15 protein-coding genes and 4 tRNA genes are annotated in these 16,630 nt (G+C 67.1%); 13 read left to right on the plus strand and 6 right to left on the minus strand.

Going from position 1 to position 16,630, the window contains the following annotated elements; translation table 11 throughout:
• Nucleotides 1-87: 87 nt before the first annotated feature.
• The 3 genes from F5X71_RS23810 to F5X71_RS23820 all read left to right on the plus strand — a co-directional run bounded on the left by F5X71_RS23810 (nt 88) and on the right by F5X71_RS23820 (nt 1,413).
• Nucleotides 88-738 carry an Imm42 family immunity protein gene (locus F5X71_RS23810; protein WP_167464035.1) on the plus strand — a complete coding sequence of 217 codons (651 nt, stop codon included), beginning with the start codon at nt 88-90 and terminating at the stop codon, nt 736-738.
• Between the two features lie 76 nt (nt 739-814).
• Nucleotides 815-1,219 (plus strand): hypothetical protein, encoded by a 405-nt coding sequence (locus tag F5X71_RS23815; RefSeq protein WP_167464036.1) that lies wholly within the window; start codon nt 815-817, stop codon nt 1,217-1,219.
• Nucleotides 1,216-1,413 carry a hypothetical protein gene (locus tag F5X71_RS23820; protein ID WP_167464037.1) on the plus strand — a complete coding sequence of 66 codons (198 nt, stop codon included), beginning with the start codon at nt 1,216-1,218 and terminating at the stop codon, nt 1,411-1,413. Before F5X71_RS23815 ends, F5X71_RS23820 begins: the two co-directional genes overlap by 4 nt.
• Nucleotides 1,414-1,457: 44 nt before the next feature.
• Here the strand turns inward: F5X71_RS23820 and F5X71_RS23825 are convergent.
• A tRNA-Val gene (locus F5X71_RS23825) sits at nt 1,458-1,532 on the minus strand.
• An 888-nt stretch (nt 1,533-2,420) separates the two neighbouring features.
• On the opposite strand from F5X71_RS23825, the gene F5X71_RS23830 reads away from it, so the two are divergent.
• The 6 genes from F5X71_RS23830 to tcmP all read left to right on the plus strand — a co-directional run bounded on the left by F5X71_RS23830 (nt 2,421) and on the right by tcmP (nt 5,191).
• Nucleotides 2,421-2,493: transfer RNA gene (locus tag F5X71_RS23830), tRNA-Gly, on the plus strand.
• Nucleotides 2,494-2,539: 46 nt separating this feature from the next.
• Nucleotides 2,540-2,610 (plus strand) — tRNA-Cys (locus F5X71_RS23835).
• A 1-nt stretch (nt 2,611) separates the two neighbouring features.
• Nucleotides 2,612-2,686 (plus strand) — tRNA-Val (locus tag F5X71_RS23840).
• Between the two features lie 257 nt (nt 2,687-2,943).
• The gene (locus F5X71_RS23845) at nt 2,944-3,123 is read left to right on the plus strand and encodes a hypothetical protein (RefSeq protein WP_167464038.1); all 180 of its coding nucleotides are present in this window, start codon (nt 2,944-2,946) and stop codon (nt 3,121-3,123) included.
• Between the two features lie 6 nt (nt 3,124-3,129).
• Nucleotides 3,130-3,537, plus strand: coding sequence for a hypothetical protein (locus F5X71_RS23850; protein WP_167464039.1), 408 nt, complete (start codon nt 3,130-3,132; stop codon nt 3,535-3,537).
• 409 nt (nt 3,538-3,946) lie between these two features.
• Complete coding sequence (gene tcmP / locus F5X71_RS23855) at nt 3,947-5,191, plus strand: three-Cys-motif partner protein TcmP (RefSeq protein ID WP_167464040.1); 1,245 nt, start codon at nt 3,947-3,949, stop codon at nt 5,189-5,191.
• On the opposite strand, the gene F5X71_RS23860 is transcribed toward tcmP, so the two are convergent.
• Together F5X71_RS23860 and F5X71_RS23865 are read right to left on the minus strand one after the other, a co-directional pair.
• Nucleotides 5,166-5,927, minus strand: coding sequence for a DUF5131 family protein (locus tag F5X71_RS23860; protein ID WP_167464041.1), 762 nt, complete (start codon nt 5,925-5,927; stop codon nt 5,166-5,168). The genes tcmP and F5X71_RS23860 overlap by 26 nt on opposite strands.
• Nucleotides 5,928-6,413: 486 nt before the next feature.
• Nucleotides 6,414-7,415, minus strand: a complete 1,002-nt coding sequence (locus F5X71_RS23865; RefSeq protein ID WP_167464042.1) for an NADPH:quinone oxidoreductase family protein — start codon at nt 7,413-7,415, stop codon at nt 6,414-6,416.
• Nucleotides 7,416-7,812: 397 nt separating this feature from the next.
• Here F5X71_RS23865 and F5X71_RS23870 point away from each other — a divergent pair, with 397 nt between their 5' ends.
• Nucleotides 7,813-9,024: a sigma factor-like helix-turn-helix DNA-binding protein gene (locus F5X71_RS23870; RefSeq protein ID WP_167464043.1), complete on the plus strand. Its 1,212-nt coding sequence runs from the start codon at nt 7,813-7,815 to the stop codon at nt 9,022-9,024.
• Here the strand turns inward: F5X71_RS23870 and F5X71_RS23875 are convergent.
• On the minus strand, nt 8,990-9,937 hold the full coding sequence (locus F5X71_RS23875; RefSeq protein WP_238815431.1) for a hypothetical protein: 948 nt from the start codon (nt 9,935-9,937) through the stop codon (nt 8,990-8,992). The two genes, F5X71_RS23870 and F5X71_RS23875, sit on opposite strands and share 35 nt — an antisense overlap.
• Before the next feature lie 600 nt (nt 9,938-10,537).
• Here F5X71_RS23875 and F5X71_RS23880 point away from each other — a divergent pair.
• Nucleotides 10,538-11,776, plus strand: coding sequence for a hypothetical protein (locus F5X71_RS23880; protein WP_167464044.1), 1,239 nt, complete (start codon nt 10,538-10,540; stop codon nt 11,774-11,776).
• On the opposite strand, the gene F5X71_RS23885 is transcribed toward F5X71_RS23880, so the two are convergent.
• Together F5X71_RS23885 and F5X71_RS23890 are read right to left on the minus strand one after the other, a co-directional pair.
• Entirely contained in the window at nt 11,746-12,687 is a 942-nt protein-coding gene (locus F5X71_RS23885; protein ID WP_174817125.1) for a LysR family transcriptional regulator, read from the minus strand. The two genes, F5X71_RS23880 and F5X71_RS23885, sit on opposite strands and share 31 nt — an antisense overlap.
• A gap of 126 nt (nt 12,688-12,813) precedes the next feature.
• Complete coding sequence (locus F5X71_RS23890) at nt 12,814-14,616, minus strand: flavin-containing monooxygenase (protein ID WP_167464045.1); 1,803 nt, start codon at nt 14,614-14,616, stop codon at nt 12,814-12,816.
• Between the two features lie 253 nt (nt 14,617-14,869).
• Here F5X71_RS23890 and F5X71_RS23895 point away from each other — a divergent pair, with 253 nt between their 5' ends.
• Both F5X71_RS23895 and F5X71_RS23900 read left to right on the plus strand, forming a co-directional pair.
• A complete protein-coding gene (locus tag F5X71_RS23895) occupies nt 14,870-16,087 on the plus strand; it encodes an MFS transporter (protein ID WP_167464046.1) in 1,218 nt (405 codons plus the stop codon).
• Nucleotides 16,088-16,095: 8 nt separating this feature from the next.
• Entirely contained in the window at nt 16,096-16,626 is a 531-nt protein-coding gene (locus F5X71_RS23900; protein ID WP_167466682.1) for a GNAT family N-acetyltransferase, read from the plus strand.
• The last annotated feature ends 4 nt before the right edge of the window (nt 16,627-16,630 follow it).

Genomic DNA, 16,630 nt, shown 5'->3' on the forward strand with positions numbered 1-16,630 from the left:
ACGACCACAACCCAGACGAGGATGCCGAAAAGTCCGGGCCGAATAAGATGGCGACGTTCTTCGTGCTCGCGATCCCTTTCGTCGCCGGTGCCATCGCAGCAATCGCTTCCCTACCGTTGTGGGCGATCATCCTCGGCGTCGTCCTCGCCGTCGGAACGACGTCAGGAAAGCGCTAGGAAAAGGCGGAAAGGCCCAAAAAAGATCATCGGAGACACAAACCGGTTCGCTGTCGAGTACGAACTGGATGCACAGCTGCTCGCCGACCCCGAGCTGCGCGAATGGCTCTACGGCCGCATCCGCTGGTGGTGCGGAGGCGAGCAGGTCGGAATCTTCGAGCCGAACACCACCATCAGAGATGTAGCGATCAACGTGAAGCACTTCCTGTCCTATGCGGGCCTCCGTCACGATGACCACCTGATGAAGGAGTCCACCGAGACGGTGCACCGGACGGTGATAGCGGCGATCTACGAAGATCACGGCCAATCCGATGACCAGATCGCCGCTGACAGTGACCACTACAGCCGCTTCCTGATCAACCCCACCGTAGACGTGTTCGACCCCTGGGACATCCTGCTCGTCGAAGACGACCACCGTGGCCGCCTCATCTGGTCCTCACGGAAGCGCCGCGACGAGACCGGACGAATAGTAGACCCCACCGGCCTGCGTGAAGTCGACCTCACAGCGGGTGAGTTCGATGACGTTCAGCGTAGGTTCCTAGCTGGACTCCCGCGCCAGTGAAAGTCGCTTGATCGCATACCGCGCGGATCCAACTCTCCAGCCGTTATTCCGAAACCGAGAGTCGCCGGAACGCTCAATGCTGGCTGTATCAGGCGTAACCGAAGAGCTTTTCGGCGCTAAGGACCTGCGCGAGGACGAACGCAACCGGATGCTCAGTCGCCCGTTCAAGGACTGGATGACCCAGCGCATCGAGGCCAACGATACGGTCGACGATCTCGATGGCCGGCCGGGATTCACGCTACGAGACAGCGACGGTGTTCTACCTGGTGGTGAGGTGATCGAAGAATTTGTCCCGCGCGCTCGGATCGACTCCGAGTTGGTACGAGCGGTCACCGAATCCGGCCTCGCCGATTCCGGCACCGCCGACGTCGCGGTCCTCATCAACGGCGTCAAGGATGTTCGCCACTACCTGCCGGTTTACAGCAGGCCGGCTTCAAGACCTTGCCACTCAAGGACTACGACGGCACCCAATTCGGCGTGATCAAGGTCGGCACCGTCCACCGGGCCAAGGGCATCGACTTCGCTGCCGTCTTCCGTATCGTCCACGCGACCGACCTCGCGACCAAAGATGCGAGCGGTGGTGCCCGAGACCGCACCGAACTGCTGGCCCGCCAACACCTCGTGGCCACCAGCCGAGCGCGAGACTTCCTCTGGGTCGCGACCGTGAAGGATTGAACCCGAGGTGGCGCGAATCGGCGATCACTCGAATAAGGCGATCATGGTGGTCCCAGCTGGTTTCGAACCAGCGACCTTCCGCGTGTGAGGCGGACGCTCTCCCGCTGAGCTATGGGACCGGGAGGGGGTGTTCGGGGCGCTGGAGTGCGCTTCGAACGAGATGGAACATTAGCATGGGGCACCGGCGGTTCACCAAATCGCCACCCTGATGAGGGGAAGGCGCCTGTGCGCAGCGGGTCGGGAGAGGCCGGCGGGCAGGCGGCCAGCCCGGTGGCGTTCGGGCAGTGCGTGTTTCGCAGAGCCGGTGACGAGGGGTGGTGTGCGCGAGGTGCGGTTGCCAGCCCGTCGACGTCAGGGGTTTGGAAGACATTGCTACGTAAGCCGTCCGCGTCGCCAAGGGCGAGTGCGGACCCTGGAGGTGTCGCAGCACGGAAGAGTTTCCAGAGTGATCTGCCGGGCCCAGGCGAGGCGAGGGCGGGTTGATGAAACCAGCGGAAGGCACGTCGGCACGTCGGCACGTCGGCACGTCGGCACGTCGGCACGTCGGCACGTCGGCACGTCGGCACGTCGGCACGTCGGCACGTCGGCACGGAAGAGTGCGTCTATACGGACTGGTTCCGCGAGTTGAGAACGTTGCGACTTCGGATCGCCGGCAACGCTCTCTGGTCGACATACGCGTCCGCGGCGGCGGGGCATGCCGTACCGGGGCGATGAATGACCACCGGCGCAGACGGCACTCAGCGGCAAGGTCAGGTTCGCGGCGCATCCAGCGGCGCACAGACGATCGCCGGCCGGGAGCTGACTACAGGTCCCCATGACCGCGCAGTCGGAGACAGCCGCTCGCACCTCTCGCACCACTGCGCTCCCCTCAATCACACCAACCCCCCGCGCCACAGTGGCAACCTTCTCGATTTCAGCCGTTCTACCAGCCGATTTGTAGCTTTCACCGGGCGTCGGCTAATGTTCTGTCTCGCACCACGGAGGCCGGAACAGCCACCGAGATGCACGCGGATGTAGCGCAGCTGGTAGCGCATCACCTTGCCAAGGTGAGGGTCGCGGGTTCGAATCCCGTCATCCGCTCGAGAGGTAGGGCCAGGCAAACTAGTTTCGCCGTCCCCCTTCGCACGGTGGAGTGGCCGAGTGGTGAGGCAACGGCCTGCAAAGCCGTGCACACGGGTTCGATTCCCGTCTCCACCTCGCGCGATTAGCTCAGCGGGAGAGCGCTTCCCTGACACGGAAGAGGTCACTGGTTCAATCCCAGTATCGCGCACCACCGTAATACCAGGTCAGCCCCGGTTTTGCCGGGGCTGATTTTTGTTTTATGCCCAACACGTGCCCCACCAATCACTCGACAAGTGTCTGGCATCAGCCGCGCATTGCCCGCTGTGTCATGTGCATGTCACAGATCCCATAGAGCTGGTGCGAACCTCGGGGAGTCCAACGCGAATGCGCTTCGGGCTGCGAAATATTCGTAGCCATCCCGGCCCGGTACACCCAGGCATGTCCGTGGGGCAGGCTATAGTTCGCGGCATGAGCGAGGAGACTGCAGCGCCGAAGGCGGCCGATCAGAACGAAGCCTTCCTTGAGCGTGCCAAGGCCTCCGGTCTGGCTCGCCTGGCCGAGGCTCAAAGCGACACCGCCGCGGTGCGATGGGCTGAGCGCACAGCCGACATGCTCGTACGTCGGCTCCGCGACCGTCACGCCTCGTAGACCCCGGTGTTCGGTTACGTCTTCGACCTCTCAACGCTGGTGTCGTTGGGTGCCGACGGCCACGAATCCGGCGCGCTCCTTGCGTCCTTGGACGACCGCGACGTCCGGGTATCCGTCCCGGCAGTGACTCTCGCCTATGCCTTCACCGAACTGTCACCCGATCAGAGTGCCGAGCTGCTGGGCATCGTCGAAGCGATGAACAACGTCGCCGTGCAGCCGCTCGACGACAGCGTGACAGCCCTCGAACTGGCCGAGATCCTTGGACTGATCCCCGACGACCCGGCCGCCGCTCACACCCTTGTCACCGCACGGACGCACGACATGGAGATCATCACTGTCGCCCGCGTCCGTTGGCGAACAGTGGAGCCGCGACTACCCTTCCGCGTACCACTTGTCGAGCTGAGTGACGACTAGCCCAACTAATATAGGTAGTTCAGCTTGACGCAGTGAGCAACAGCCCGTTGCAACGGTCTTCGATTCGTCACGACCAGGGACTGAGACCGAGAACCGACTCGGGGGGCAGTACTTCGGAGTGTCCTGGACGCACTCGATCAGCTCCAGCGCTTGGCTCAGCATTCAATCCGACTGTATGAGTTGGTGAATGAACCAGGAATCGACCCATCAGGCCAGTTCAGGGAGGGCTTCGAGCACGGACAGCGGGCATAGATAGCATTCCGCACCTCTACAGTCCGCGCTTTCGGCGGTTGGCGAGCCCGTTGTACTTCACTCTCCGGTTCTTGAGCAACCCGCGTCCGCAGTGCGGAATCGAATACCGAGTACCAAGCTCCGAGTTATTCTTTCTGTACAGAAATTCTCGCGCTCCATGCAGGGCATCGTTGTCCGGATCGGGCGTGATGTGGTGCCTACCTTGTGCCTGTACAGGTGCGAAGGCGTCGGCAGTCAGGGGGCTGCGGTGTCAAAAGGAACGACCTCTGGTCTGCTGGACGAGGTCCGAGCACAGTCGATCTTCAAGCATCAAATTTTGGACAGTTACATCATCCGGTTCGTGACGATGACCGGTCGCCGTGCTGGGCGTGCGGTCCTCCTGGATGGTTTCGCTGGCCGCGGCCGCTACCCAGATGGCAAACCCGCCTCCGGAGAGCGGATGCTCCTAGCGGCAAAAAAGTCTAAGAACACACTCACTGTCGAGGTCGTTCTGGTCGAGAGGCAGCAGTCGCTCTATCGACGCCTCGCGGAGGTGGCGGCGGAGTACCGCGCTCAAGGTGTCACCGCTGAGGCTTACCGCGGTCAAGTTCAGGATCATCTCGACAGGGTGATCAGCCGATCACAGGGTGCACCGTTGTTCCTGTTCCTCGATCCGTGTGGCCGGAACTTGGCGTTCGACATCTTGTCTTCTGCATTGCGGAGACGCCGCCCGGCCTGGCCTCCTACCGAGGCGCTGCTAAACATGAATGCCGATTTGATCCGTCGCGCCGCCGGCGTCGCGCGCAAAGAACTCGCTGACCACGCGGCTCTAGCCTGCGTTGACGTGATGTGCGGCGGGGATTGGTGGCGCCAACTGGCGCTTGATGCCCATTCAGCTTCGCATTCCGCCACGTGGGAGAACGCCGCAGAGAAAGTCGTGCACGAATACGCACGCCGACTGGGGCTGGCGACCGGGATGAGGTCGGTTGTCGTGCCGGTACGCCGCAAGCAACACCATCAGCCCGTCTATCACCTGGTGTTCCTGACTCGCAGTGAGTACGGAAGGTGGGTATTCGGTGACGCGGTGGCCGCCGCGCGGCAAGCTTGGCTGGGCGCATTGGGACCCACGGACGAGGAGGTGGCCGACATGCTGTTCGACACGGTCGAGTGCCAGATCGACGCCGAGCAAGACGGTGCGCTACGCGCCATCGCGGACAACCTGATCGCACTGGCCGCCTCCGGACAAAGAGTGAAGCTGGTCGACCACACTATGGCTGTGTTCGGCGACAACTATTATGGCGTCGCGCAGGAGCGGTTGGTACGCATCGCGGCGCGCGAACTGAGCAAATCGGGGCGTATCAGGCTCGAAGCGAGTGCGAAACAACCACGCGATTGGGTTATCGGCCCTGTCCTGCAGCCATAGGCACAGTAGGCATCTGATCCCAGAGTTCCCCATCTAGCTTGCGGCCCAGAGCTTTTGGCGTCCGGCCGCCCCATTGCTTGAAAAAGAACGGCACGTCAGCCTCGTGACAGGCATCGCGGATGCGGCGCACCCAGGCCGGATCCATCAACCGATGATTGGGGCCGGATTCGCCACCGGCGATCACCCAGCCGACCCCGTCGAGTACGAGTCCGTCCAGCGGGCCAAGCAGGGGTTCACACGACAAAAACCGCACTGCTGCCGGCACTTGGCGAAGATGGTCGATTCGATCCAAATGGTCTGCGTTCTCAACCGATACGCCCATCCAAACGTTCGCCGGCCAATCCAGTCGATCTGCCATGCGCTGCAGTCGAAGTGAGCGTTTGGTGAGAATCTGGTAGGTGTGCTGCGGTGTCTCGTGCATCACGTCGAACACGTCACGAACGAACCCCGCTGGAACCTTTGCGTGAAACAAGTCAGACATACTGTTGACGAAGACGACCCGTGGAGCGCGCCACCGTCGCGGAATATCAAGGGCGCCTTGGTGAATCGATACCCCGAACCCTGGTCCAGAAGTGCGTGGATCGCCGTCGGTTTGATATTTCGCTGCACCCATCGCTTTGAGGCGCTTCGCCAGCGTCATCGCATAGCAGTTGTCGCAGCCGATCGACACCCGGTCGCACCCAGTTACTGGATTCCAGGTGACCTCGGTCCACTCGATCCCCGATTTATCTGCCACGGCACCTCCCTCTAGTTGTTCAATGTGTCCTCGAGACTTGCTACTCCCTCTGCTTCGGCGGATCGGACCAATCGACTCCGGTGATCCGCCACGCCGCACAGTCAACCAGGTAGACGACCACTAGAAGCCAGCGACCGTGCCCCTAGCCCAACGGATCGATCTGCTCGAACTGCCGTGCACGCCTGCCGGGGCGTACATCACGGCTGCTATTCCTTCGTGATCGTGGGAGTGGGCTCCGCCGGCGATGAGGCCGAAGCCGTTGTGTTCGGCGGCGCCTCCCCTGTTTCGATCGGCGCGTGCTGCGTTGCGGCTGTTGCGAGCAACATCGTTGGTGTTGCTTTCGGCAACGATGCGCGCTCTGATGGCCCGTTGCGCCAACTCCCCTCGACATGGGCTCATCTTCTGGGAAGCGAATTCAACCAGGGACGGGCTCGCAGACCTTCGAGGGCGCGCCGGGAAGGTCTGTGAGTTTCGAAAGACGGTCGATTACGGGCGGATGGCCAGTTTTCCTGTGGTGGCGCGGGATTCGAGGGCGATGAGGGCTTCGCGGCCTTCGGGGAGGGGGTAGAGGGTGGGGGTGCCGGGTGGGTAGACGCCGGTGTCGATGAGGGTGGTCAGTTCGGTCATGAGCTCGGCGAAGAGGGCGGGGGCGGTTTGGATGAGGATGCCCAGGTGCAGGCCGATGACGTGGATGGGGTGCCGGAAGTTGAGTTCCCAGTTGGTGATCGCGGATTCGCCCGCGGCGACGCCGTAGACGACGACGCGGCCGGTGACGCGTTTGGTGGCGGCCAGGCTGGCGCGGAAGTTGTCGCCGCCGACGGATTCCAGCACCAGGTCGGCGCCTCGGTCGTCGGTGTGGCGCAGGACCTCGGCGGCGACGTCGGCGGTGCGGTAGTCGATGACGTGGTCGGCGCCCAAATCGCGGACGACGTCGTGTTTGTCGGCGGACGCGGTGGCGATGACGGTGGCGCCGTAGTGTTTCGCGAGCCGGATCGCGGCTTGACCGACGGCGCCGGCCGCGGCGTGGATGAGCACGGTCTCGCCTTTGGCGATGCGGCCCAAGGGTTTCAGCGCGGCGAGCGCGGTCGCCCAGTTGAGGATCATGCCGAGCGACTGTTCGTCGGACCAGCCGGCGGGGACCGGGGCGAGCCCGGCGGCGTCTTGCACCATGTATTCGGCGAAGGCGCCGTAGCCGGTGCCGATCACGTGCGAGCCGAGCGCCACCCCGGTGACGTCGGGGCCCAGCGCGACGACCTCGCCCGCCGCCTCGAAACCGGCGAGATAGGGCGCTTCGGGGCCGCCGTTGTAGGTGCCGTGGGTCTGCATGACGTCGGCGAAGTTCACCCCGGCCGCGGTGACGCGGAGCAGGACCTCGCCCGGTCCCGGGGTGGGCACGGGTGCGTCGGTGATCAGGCGCAGATCCTGCGGACCGGTCAGGGAAGGCTGCTGCAGGGCACGCATCGTGGCGGGAATACTGCTGCTGGTCATGACGTTCGAGCTCCGTTCTCCGAGGGCCGATTCGATACCATCGGCCACCTCCGTACCTGTAAGCCCGACGCGCCCTGAAGTGTTCCCGCCCGACCGCACGGAATTGCGCTGCCCAGTTCGCTTCGACGGCGCGCGATCGGCGCCCCCGGCCGATGGCACAGACCGGTTCACCGAATGTGAACTGTCCGAACCCGGCTTCGTCGGCCGGGCCGAGCTCGCCGCGGTGCCCTCTTCGCCGACCTCGACCGCACGGACACCGCGTTCGCCGAGATCAAGGTGCGGGTCGAGAACACCGCGCGGCTGGGCCCCAACGGCCCGGCCCGCTCGGTGCGGCCGATTTGTCGGTACCCGGGATTAGGCTGAGCCGACAGTCCAACCGAGCCGAGGGGGTCGCAGCGTGACGGCAAGCCGGGAGCTCGAGGCGTCGGACGGCACCGACCCCGAGCTACTCGATCTGCAGGACGACATCTCGTTCGAGCTCGAGGAGGTCAACGAGCTGTTGGCCGAACTGATCGCGCTACAGGCCGACCGCAAAGCCAAGACCGGCGAGATCCTGTCGGCCCGGCTCGGGGTCAGCGGCGAGCAGCCGGAGACCCTGGCCAAAATCGGGGCGCGCTATGACCTTTCCCGCGACCGGGTCCGCCAGTTGCACACCAAGGCGGTGGGCCAGCTGATCCGCGACGCCCAGCTCGGCGGGCACCGCGCGACCGGTGTGTTCGCCCAGCGCTATCCGGTCGGCACCCGCGACCAGCAACTGGTCCGCGCGCTGCTGGTGGAGACCTATGCCACCGACACCGACATCGCGGCCCACGAGCTGTCGTATCTGAAGCTGCGCCTGGCCGGGCACGCGGCCGAGGACGCGAAACGGGTGGCGGGCTTCGTGACCCAGCGCATCGCGGCCTGGCAGAAGAAGACCAACCGCAGACTGGCCAAGCTCCGCGACGCCGAACCGCGCGCGACCAGCCAGCTGAATCCCTGGCTGGGGCAGGTGGATTGGCCGGGCGCGGGGTCCCCCCACCCGTTGCCGCTGTCCTCGGCGCGCACCGTCGACAGTGACGACGACGGTCGCGGCCGGTTCTACCTCGACAAGGTCGGGCGCGACGTGCCGTTCGATTCGGGGCTGGCGGCGCGGCTGCTGTGGATCCTCAACGCCAGCGACCTGGTCGACTCGTTCCAGGAACAACCCGTGGCGATCGACTACACCATCGACGGCACCGCACGGACCGGCTACCCGAGCATCGCGGCACGGCTCACCGACGGACGCGTGGTGCTGATCGACGTGCAACCGCTCGGACACGTTGCGTTCCACCTCAATCGAGCGAAGTCGGCGGCCGCGCGCGCCTACGCGCATCAGCAGGGCTGGGGTTGGCTGATCTGGACGGGCAGCCTGCTCGGCGTGCCCGATCTGCTGGCCAGGAAGGTCGACGCGGGCGCGCTGACCGAACTGGTCGAGCGCGGCCCGGTGCCGTGGCCGCAGGTCCGGCAGTTACACCACGAGACCGGCCTGCCGCTGTTGGACTTCATCGCGCTGGTGCTGCGGCACGAATGGCGCTGGGACCGTGCGCCGTTCCGGCTCAGCGCACCACCAGCGCGCCCGCCACGAACGTGACGATCAGCATCATCGCGCAGCAGGTCACCAGCTGCCAATGATTGATCGTCTGGTGCAGGCTCTTGATGGTGTTGCGCAGCATCGCGTCCACCCGGTGATGGTCGTCGAGCTTGCGCCGCGCCTGCGCCAGCTCGTCGGCGCGTTCCTGAGCCTCGAGCTCCGCCCGCTCCAGCCGGGTGGTCAGCTTCATCACGTTCTTCTGCTTGTCGCGCACGGTCTTCCGGGACAGGGCCAGCGCGGTGCGCTGATTGACCAGCTCCTGACGCTGGCGGGCGATGATGGTCGCCTGCGTCCTGGTGTGGTACTCCCAGTCGGCCACGGTGGCCCACCCTCCTGTCGTCACGTCACGATATCCCCACACGATGTCGCCGGTGACCCAGCCGTGGATGAACTCGCGCAACTCGAACGGGTCGCGGCGCGGGGCGGCGACGGCGCTCTGCGCGGTATCGAGCATGCCGCGCACCGTCAGGTAATCGCATGCGGGCGGGGCGAAGTCGGCGATGCCGAGCGCGTGCAGATGGTCCACCCAGTAGCCGGGCGGGCACAGCCACAGCACATCGGCGATCCCCGCGGCACGCAACCGTTCCGTATGTTCCTGCGCCAGAGCGCGTTCCAGCGAACCGCTGCGCACCTCGACGACGCACTCCCGCGCGCCCTTGCGCCAGTAGATGTCGACGGGCACGCCGTCGACGCGCCGGTCCACCTCGGCCACGTCGGCGCCGAACGCGAGCAATCGACCGCACAACCAATATTTCAACCGCCGCATATCCCATTGCGCGGCGTCACATTCCGGACACTTGCAGCCGTAACCGGCGGAGGGTCGACGGGCTTTGCCCGGACCATCCGCGATACCCAATTCGGCGAGCATCGCCCGGCGACCGCAGGCGATCTCCGCCCGCTGCTTCGTTCTCACGCGACCACTCCCCTGCACACCTCCGCAGGCCTGGCGACCTACGCCATAGATCAAGAGTGCGCCACTCGCGCAAACCTCGCCAGTCCCCTTTACCCCGCGCCCGGGTGCGCCACCCTGGCAGATTTCCGGTTCAGTGCCTGGCCCAGGCTGTGGCACAAGGAATTTCACCGTTTCCAGCGGCCGGAACAACTCGGTAAGACCGGTGGATTGACAGTAGCCGCCATCCTGCGATCGCACCGCGCCGCGCGCCGAGTGGGGCCGGACGCGCCGACGCCGACTGCCATCCGCGGGCGTCGGGCTGCCATCGGAGCGGCACACCGCATAGGCTACGGACGGGGTGCGCCTCGGCTGGTCGCTGATTCGCCTCGGCGGCGCCGATCGCCGAGCAGATCCGTTCCGGACAAACCGGATTACGCTGACCACCGCCTGCAACGGCGCGGGACGGTCCGCCTACGCTGCTTCGATCAGAACCCGAGAAGCCGGTACGACCGGCGTTGGTGAGCTCGAGCGAGGCGCAGCAGCAACCGCATATTTCCAAGTGGGCGGATAGAATCGTCCGGCCCAGCGCGAGCTGAGCCGATACGGGGAAGTGGGTACTGGATGGAGCACGGTCAGCAGGCCGAGGAGTCGATCGGCGCGATGTTGTCGAGCATCGCGGCGGTCCTGCGCGAGGTCAGCGACAAACTGGACGCCGTGGCGGCCCGGGTGGACGGTGCTGTTGTGCTCCCACCGGCCGAGCACGGCCTCGAGGCCAGGCTCGCCAAGCTGGAGGCCTGGGCGTTCCGTGCCGGACAGGACATCTCGGGCATCGACGGACGGCTGGAGAAAGTCGAGGCAGGCGCCGCACCCGCCGCCGCCCGTCCGCCACTACCCCGCGCGACCCGCAGGAATGCCGCGTCGAGCGACGCCACCGAGCCCGACGCGGTGGCACCGACCGCCCGCGAGGGCGGGGCCCGACGCTACGACCCCGGCAGCGAGCACAGCACGTCCCGGGAGTCGGCGGCGCCCGAGTCGAACGCGGTGCCGCAGCGCGGCTTCACTCCGCCCCGCGAGCCCGCCCCGCAAGAACAGAGCGCCACGTCCGGCTTCACCGCGCCAACGCCCCGTGCACCGACCACGGCGCCGCGCGAGCCGATCCAGTCCACCCGCGAGCCGATCCAGGCGGCGCCCGAGTCGATTCCCTCCTCGCGCGAGCCGGTCCGGGCGAACCACGAGTCGATCCAGTCCGCACGCGAACCCGTTCAGGCGGCACACGAGCCGAATCAGCCCGCACACGAACCCGTTCAGGCGTCGCACGAGCAAACCGACACACCGCGCGAACAGAGCGCCCAGTCGCGCGAACCGACGACACCGCGCGAACCGGTCGCCGTGCCGCGCGAACCGACGCCCGCCGCGCAGACTTTCACCGCTCCGACGCCGCGCGAGCCGCTACCGGTCCGGCAGTCGAGTTTCACCGCGCCGCGCGAATCGGTGGGGTCGCCCTATCAGAACTTCACCAGCCCGCAGGAACAGCCTTACGAGAGCGCGGTTCCCTCGGCGCACGACAGCGGCGACCACGGTGCGGGCCGCACGAACGGCGCCGCGCCGCAGGACAACGGGGTCGCACTCACCGGCGCGCAGCACCGTGCCTCGGACGAGAGCCTGCTACCCGTGGACAACACGCACGTGGACAAGTTGCAGGCGATGCTCGACGAACTGAAGCGGACCGCGGCGGCCCCGCTCGGCCGCAACGACATCTTCGGCCCGCCCGCGACCGATCTGGGCGCGAACAGCTATCAGCCCGAGCGCAGCACCGACACCCCGCGCGACTACCGCTTGTCCAGCCCGCCCTCGTCCTGAGCAACCGCGGCCTCGACCGTCCGGGTGAGCACGGCGGCGATAAGCTCGCGCAGCCAACGGTGCCCGGCGTCGGCGGTGTTGCGCGGATGCCAGGCCATGCCGATCGGCACCTCGGGCAGCGGTAGCGGAATCTCGAACGCGCCCAACCCCAGTGCGGGCAGCGCCGACCTGGTGAGCAGCGCGGGCGCGGGACAGACCAGATCGCCCGCGTGCACCGCGAACAGCGCGGTGGTCAGGTTCGGCACGGTGGCCACCACGCGTCTAGTGCGGCCGTGCAGGGCCAGCCGGTCATCGATCGGGCCGCGGGCCTGCCCGGTCCGCGAGATGCTCAGATGGGCGGCGGCGGCGTACCTCGCGACGGTCACCCGGCCGGTGACCAGCGGATGATCCGCGGCGGCGATGCCGAGCACGCGATCGCCGAGCACGCGCCGCACGGTCGTCGCCGGGTCGGCGTGCTCGATGACGCCGACCTCGATGTCGACCCGGCCGTCGCGCAGCGCCGCCGAGCCGTCGGGGGTCTCGGGCAGAAAGCGCACGGTCACGCCGGGCGCCTGCGCGCGCACGGCGCTCAGCAGCGGCGCGGCCAGTTCGGCGAGCACCGCGTCACCGGCCTGCACCGCGAAGGTGCGTTGCAATCCGCTCGGGTCCAACGCGGCCTGCGGCGCGAGCAGTGCCCGGCTCTGGGCCACCAGTGTGCCGACCTCGTAGCGCAATTCGAGGGCACGCGGCGTCGGCACCAGTGTGCGACCGGCCCGGACCAGGAGTGGGTCGCCGAGTACCCGGCGCAACCGGGCCAGGGTCCGGCTCATCGCGGGCGGGGAGGTGTGCAGCCGCTCGGCGGCCCGGGTGACGCTGTTGGTGTCCAGTAGCGCGTCCAGGGCCACGAGCAGATTCATGTCCAGCGCCTCCATGCCTGGATTATCACCAGCGCAATGGTGCGCGACCAACATTGCGCCACAGTTCACCCCGGCGAGTCTCGGCCACGCCGAACCGGATTCGCCGCGACGGCGGCGCGGGCGCTAACGGCGGCGCGGCCGCTATCGGCCGCCCGCGCGTTGATCCGCGGGGCCGGAGGCCCGCACGGGCAGGAATTCGGTCGGCGCGTCGGCCAGCGGGTCCGCGGTCCGGAGTTCTGTCGCCTGCGGGCCGAAGCCGGGAGCGGGCGCCTGCGGGGCGGCTCGCGGTCCGAATCCGGGAGGTGTCGCCAGCGGTCGTCCGAACTCGGAATGGGGCGCGCCCTGCGATCCGAATCCAGGCGGGGCCTGGGGCACATCCCGCGGCCCGAACTCAGGATGCGCCGTGGTCGGCCCGAATTCCGGGTGACCCGCGCTCTGCTCGACCACCGCGGCGGGCGTGGACTGCTCGGGCTCGGTGTGCTGCTTGCCGTGCAGCCCGCGGTAGGACTCGGGGCGCACCGGCCGCACCCATTGCCGCGCACGGGTACCCAGCGGCAGCTTGAACTTCAGATCACTGAGCAGGTCGTCGAGGTCGCGGATGGAGAAGGGGGTGACCACAGTGCCGTGCGCGTGATGGCCGCCGGTCCGCTCGGCCAACCAGTTCAGGCGCGCGTCGATCCGTTCGCTGAGCACGTCGTGCTCGGGCAGCTGTAGCTCGCCCGCGAGCAGCGCCGCGGTCCAGTGCGCGGTGGCCTCCGCGCTGACGGTGCTGATGGAGGAGGAGTTGTAGCCGGCGAAGCTGAGATTCGGCACGTCCAACGGCAGGATCTGGCGGTGCAGCCGGAAGTTGCCGTGCTCGTCGGTGAGCCTGCGCTGCACGTACGGGGTCAGGAACGGCACCCGCTGCTGGAAACCGGTGGCGCTGACCACGATATCGGCGGGCACGATCTGCCCGTTGGCCAGCTGCACGGCGGGAGCCGAACGCCCACCGTGCATTTCGGTGATGGTGGTGTCGCGATGCACCACGATGCGGCCGTTGCCGACCTGCTCGTAGAAGGCCTCGGCGGCGATGCCGAGGGTGCTCTCCGCGATCTGTTCGAACCGTCCCTCCGGCACCAGGTCGAGTTCGCGCAGCCGCAGACGTTTGGTCGCGAGCTCCTGCATGAGATCGAAGTTGCTGACCCGGAACGAATTTCCCGCCCCGGTCAGGAAGCGGTCGATCAGTCCGGGTTCCGGGTGCTGGAAGTGGGCCTGGCCGAAGCGGGTCAACAGCATCCGCTCGTAGTCGAAGGCCCGGCCCAGCTTGCGCGGCAGTTTCCACAGCAGCCGCCGCGCCACCACGGTGGTCGAGGCGGCGACCTCGCTCACCGCCGTCGCGATATCGCAGGCCGAGGTGCCGTAGCCGACCACGACCACCGACTTGCCGCGCACCGCCTCGACATCGCCGAGTTCGGTCGAGTGCCCCAGCTGACCGCCCGCGGCCCGGAACAGCTCGACGCCGCGGTAGTCCGGGATCGCGGGCTCGCTGAACACGCCGTTGGCGATGATCAGGTGATCGCAGGAGCTCCGATGTATGCCGCTCGCGTCCCGGATCTCGAGCAGCCAGCCGCTGTCCACCGGGTCGGCCGCGACCACCTCGGTGCTGAGGCGCAGATATTCGCGCAGGCCGAAATGATCGGCGTAGGCCTCCAGATAGGCCTGCATCTGCTGACCGTCGGGGATCTTCGGATAATCCGACGGCATCGGAAAGTCCGAGAAGTGGTAGGTGTTCTTGGAATTCTGCGTTCGCAGCCCCGGGTACCTGCGGGTCGCACTCCACACGCCACCGACATCGGGGGCACGGTCGAATATCTCGACCGGAAAACCCTTCTGGATCAGCACTTTCGCGCAGGCAAGACCTGCGATACCCGCGCCGACGATCGCGATGCGGTTTCCGCTCGTCATGGGCGAGAGATTACGTCGCTCACGGCGCACAGCAAAGTCGGTTGACCGAAACGATGTTTCGATGCACAGCCCGCATGACGGCCACCGACCGGCCGCGACCGCGCCTGCGCAGTGACGGACGCGAAGACCGCACGCGCGACGACCCGGCTCGGCCACGGCGGGATCGGCGCGATGACCTTCGTCACGACAGCCGGGGACACACCGCTGAACCGATTCGCCCCCCGTCGCCCGGGACCCCCGCTACCCTGCGCAGATGAGTTCGATCGCGCCCGTCCTGCGGGGTGCCAGAAGGGCGAACTCGGTCGCCTTCGGCTTGCAGGGCTTCTTCTTCGCCGTGGTGCTGACCGAGTTACCGCAGCAGAAGGACAGATTCGGGCTCTCCGACGGGTTGATCGTCGGCTCGGTGGTGCTGGTCTCGCTGCTCGCGGGCGGCGGCAGCGTGCTCGCCGAGCGGGTGGCACTGCGCTGGTCCAGCCGGGTCGCGGTGCGCACCGGGCTGCTGCTGATCTCCCTCACCGGAACCGCGGTCGCGGTCGCGCCGAACACGGCGGCACTGCTGATCACGTTGGGCTGCTACGGCATCGCGGTCGGCATCGTGGACGCGAGCACGAACATGCAGGCCGTGTTCATTCAGCACGGGTACGCGACGTTCATCCTGTCCTCCTTCTATGCCGCGTGGAGCGCCGGTTCGATCGCGGGCGCGTTGTTCGTCTCGGGGTGCGAGGCGCTCGATGTGACGCTGCGCCAGACCCTGCTCGCCGCGGCGGGGCTCGTGCTCGTCGCGGGTGTGCTGCTCGGGCCACGCCTGCTCGGACCGCGGCAGGCCGAATCCGGTCCGGCCGAACAGGGCAGCCCGGTCGAGGCCAAGAAGGTGGCGTTGCGTGCCTATCTGCTGTTCGGCATCGCGATGGCACTGGTGTTCGCGATCGATCTGGCCGTCGGCAACTGGTCGGCGCTGTACCTGACCGAGGACCTGCTGGCCGCGTCGGCGACCGCGGCGCTCGCACTCGCCGCGTATCAGGGCGCCTCGCTGGTGGCGCGGCTGACCGGCGACCTGCTGGTCCGGCGCTTCGGTCCGCGCCGAGTGGTGCGCAGCGCGGCCCTGATCGGGGCGATCGGCCTGCTGATCGTGATCTGCGCGCCCGGCCCGCTCGTCGCGATCATCGGGTTCCTGATCGCGGGCGCAGGCATGCCGGTGATCGCGCCGCTGTGTTTCAGCGAGGCAGGCCGGTTGACCAGCGGGCGCGGCCTGGACGCCCTGATCGCCCGGCTGAACCTGTTCAACTACGCGGGCACGCTGATCGGGGGCGGCGTCGTCGGCGCGGTCGCGGCGGGGTTCGGTCACCGCGTCGGCTTCGTGATCCCGTTGCTGTTCGCGGTGCTGCTGATCGCGCTGGCGCGGGTGTTCCATACCGGACCAGAAGCCGATAAACATCCCATCTCTGCCGACGACCGTGCTCTACTGGAGTGATGAGCAACATCCCAGTCATCGTCGACCGGGCCGGTCTGTGGGACGCCGAGGAACTCAGTGACGTTGCGGCGGCGACCTTTCCGCTGGCCTGCCCGCCGAATGCCACGCCCGACGACATCGACCTCTACGTCACCGAGGTGCTCTCGGGCGACCGATTCGGCGAGTACCTGAGCGACCCGGCCAGGACCGTGCTCAAGGCGGTCGCGGGCGAGGACATCGTCGGCTACGCGATGCTCGTCGCGGGCGAACCGGCGGACCCGGCGGTCGCGCGGATGCTGGACGTGCGCCCGATGGTGGAGATCAGCAAGATGTACGTGCTGCCGGGCCATCACGGCAGCGGGGTGTCGACCGCGCTGATGCGGGCGGCGCTGACGCGGGCCCGCGAGGGCGGTTTCGCCGCGGCGTGGCTCGGCGTCAACCAGGAGAATCCGCGCGCGCAGCGCTTCTACGCCAAGCACGGATTCGTCCAGGTCGGCACCAAGTCCTTCACCGTCGGCACCCAGACGCACCACGATTTCGTGCTGCGGGTGGTCTTCTAGCGCC

Origin of the sequence: Nocardia brasiliensis, assembly GCF_011801125.1 — a bacterium.
GTDB classification, from domain to species: domain Bacteria; phylum Actinomycetota; class Actinomycetes; order Mycobacteriales; family Mycobacteriaceae; genus Nocardia; species Nocardia brasiliensis_C.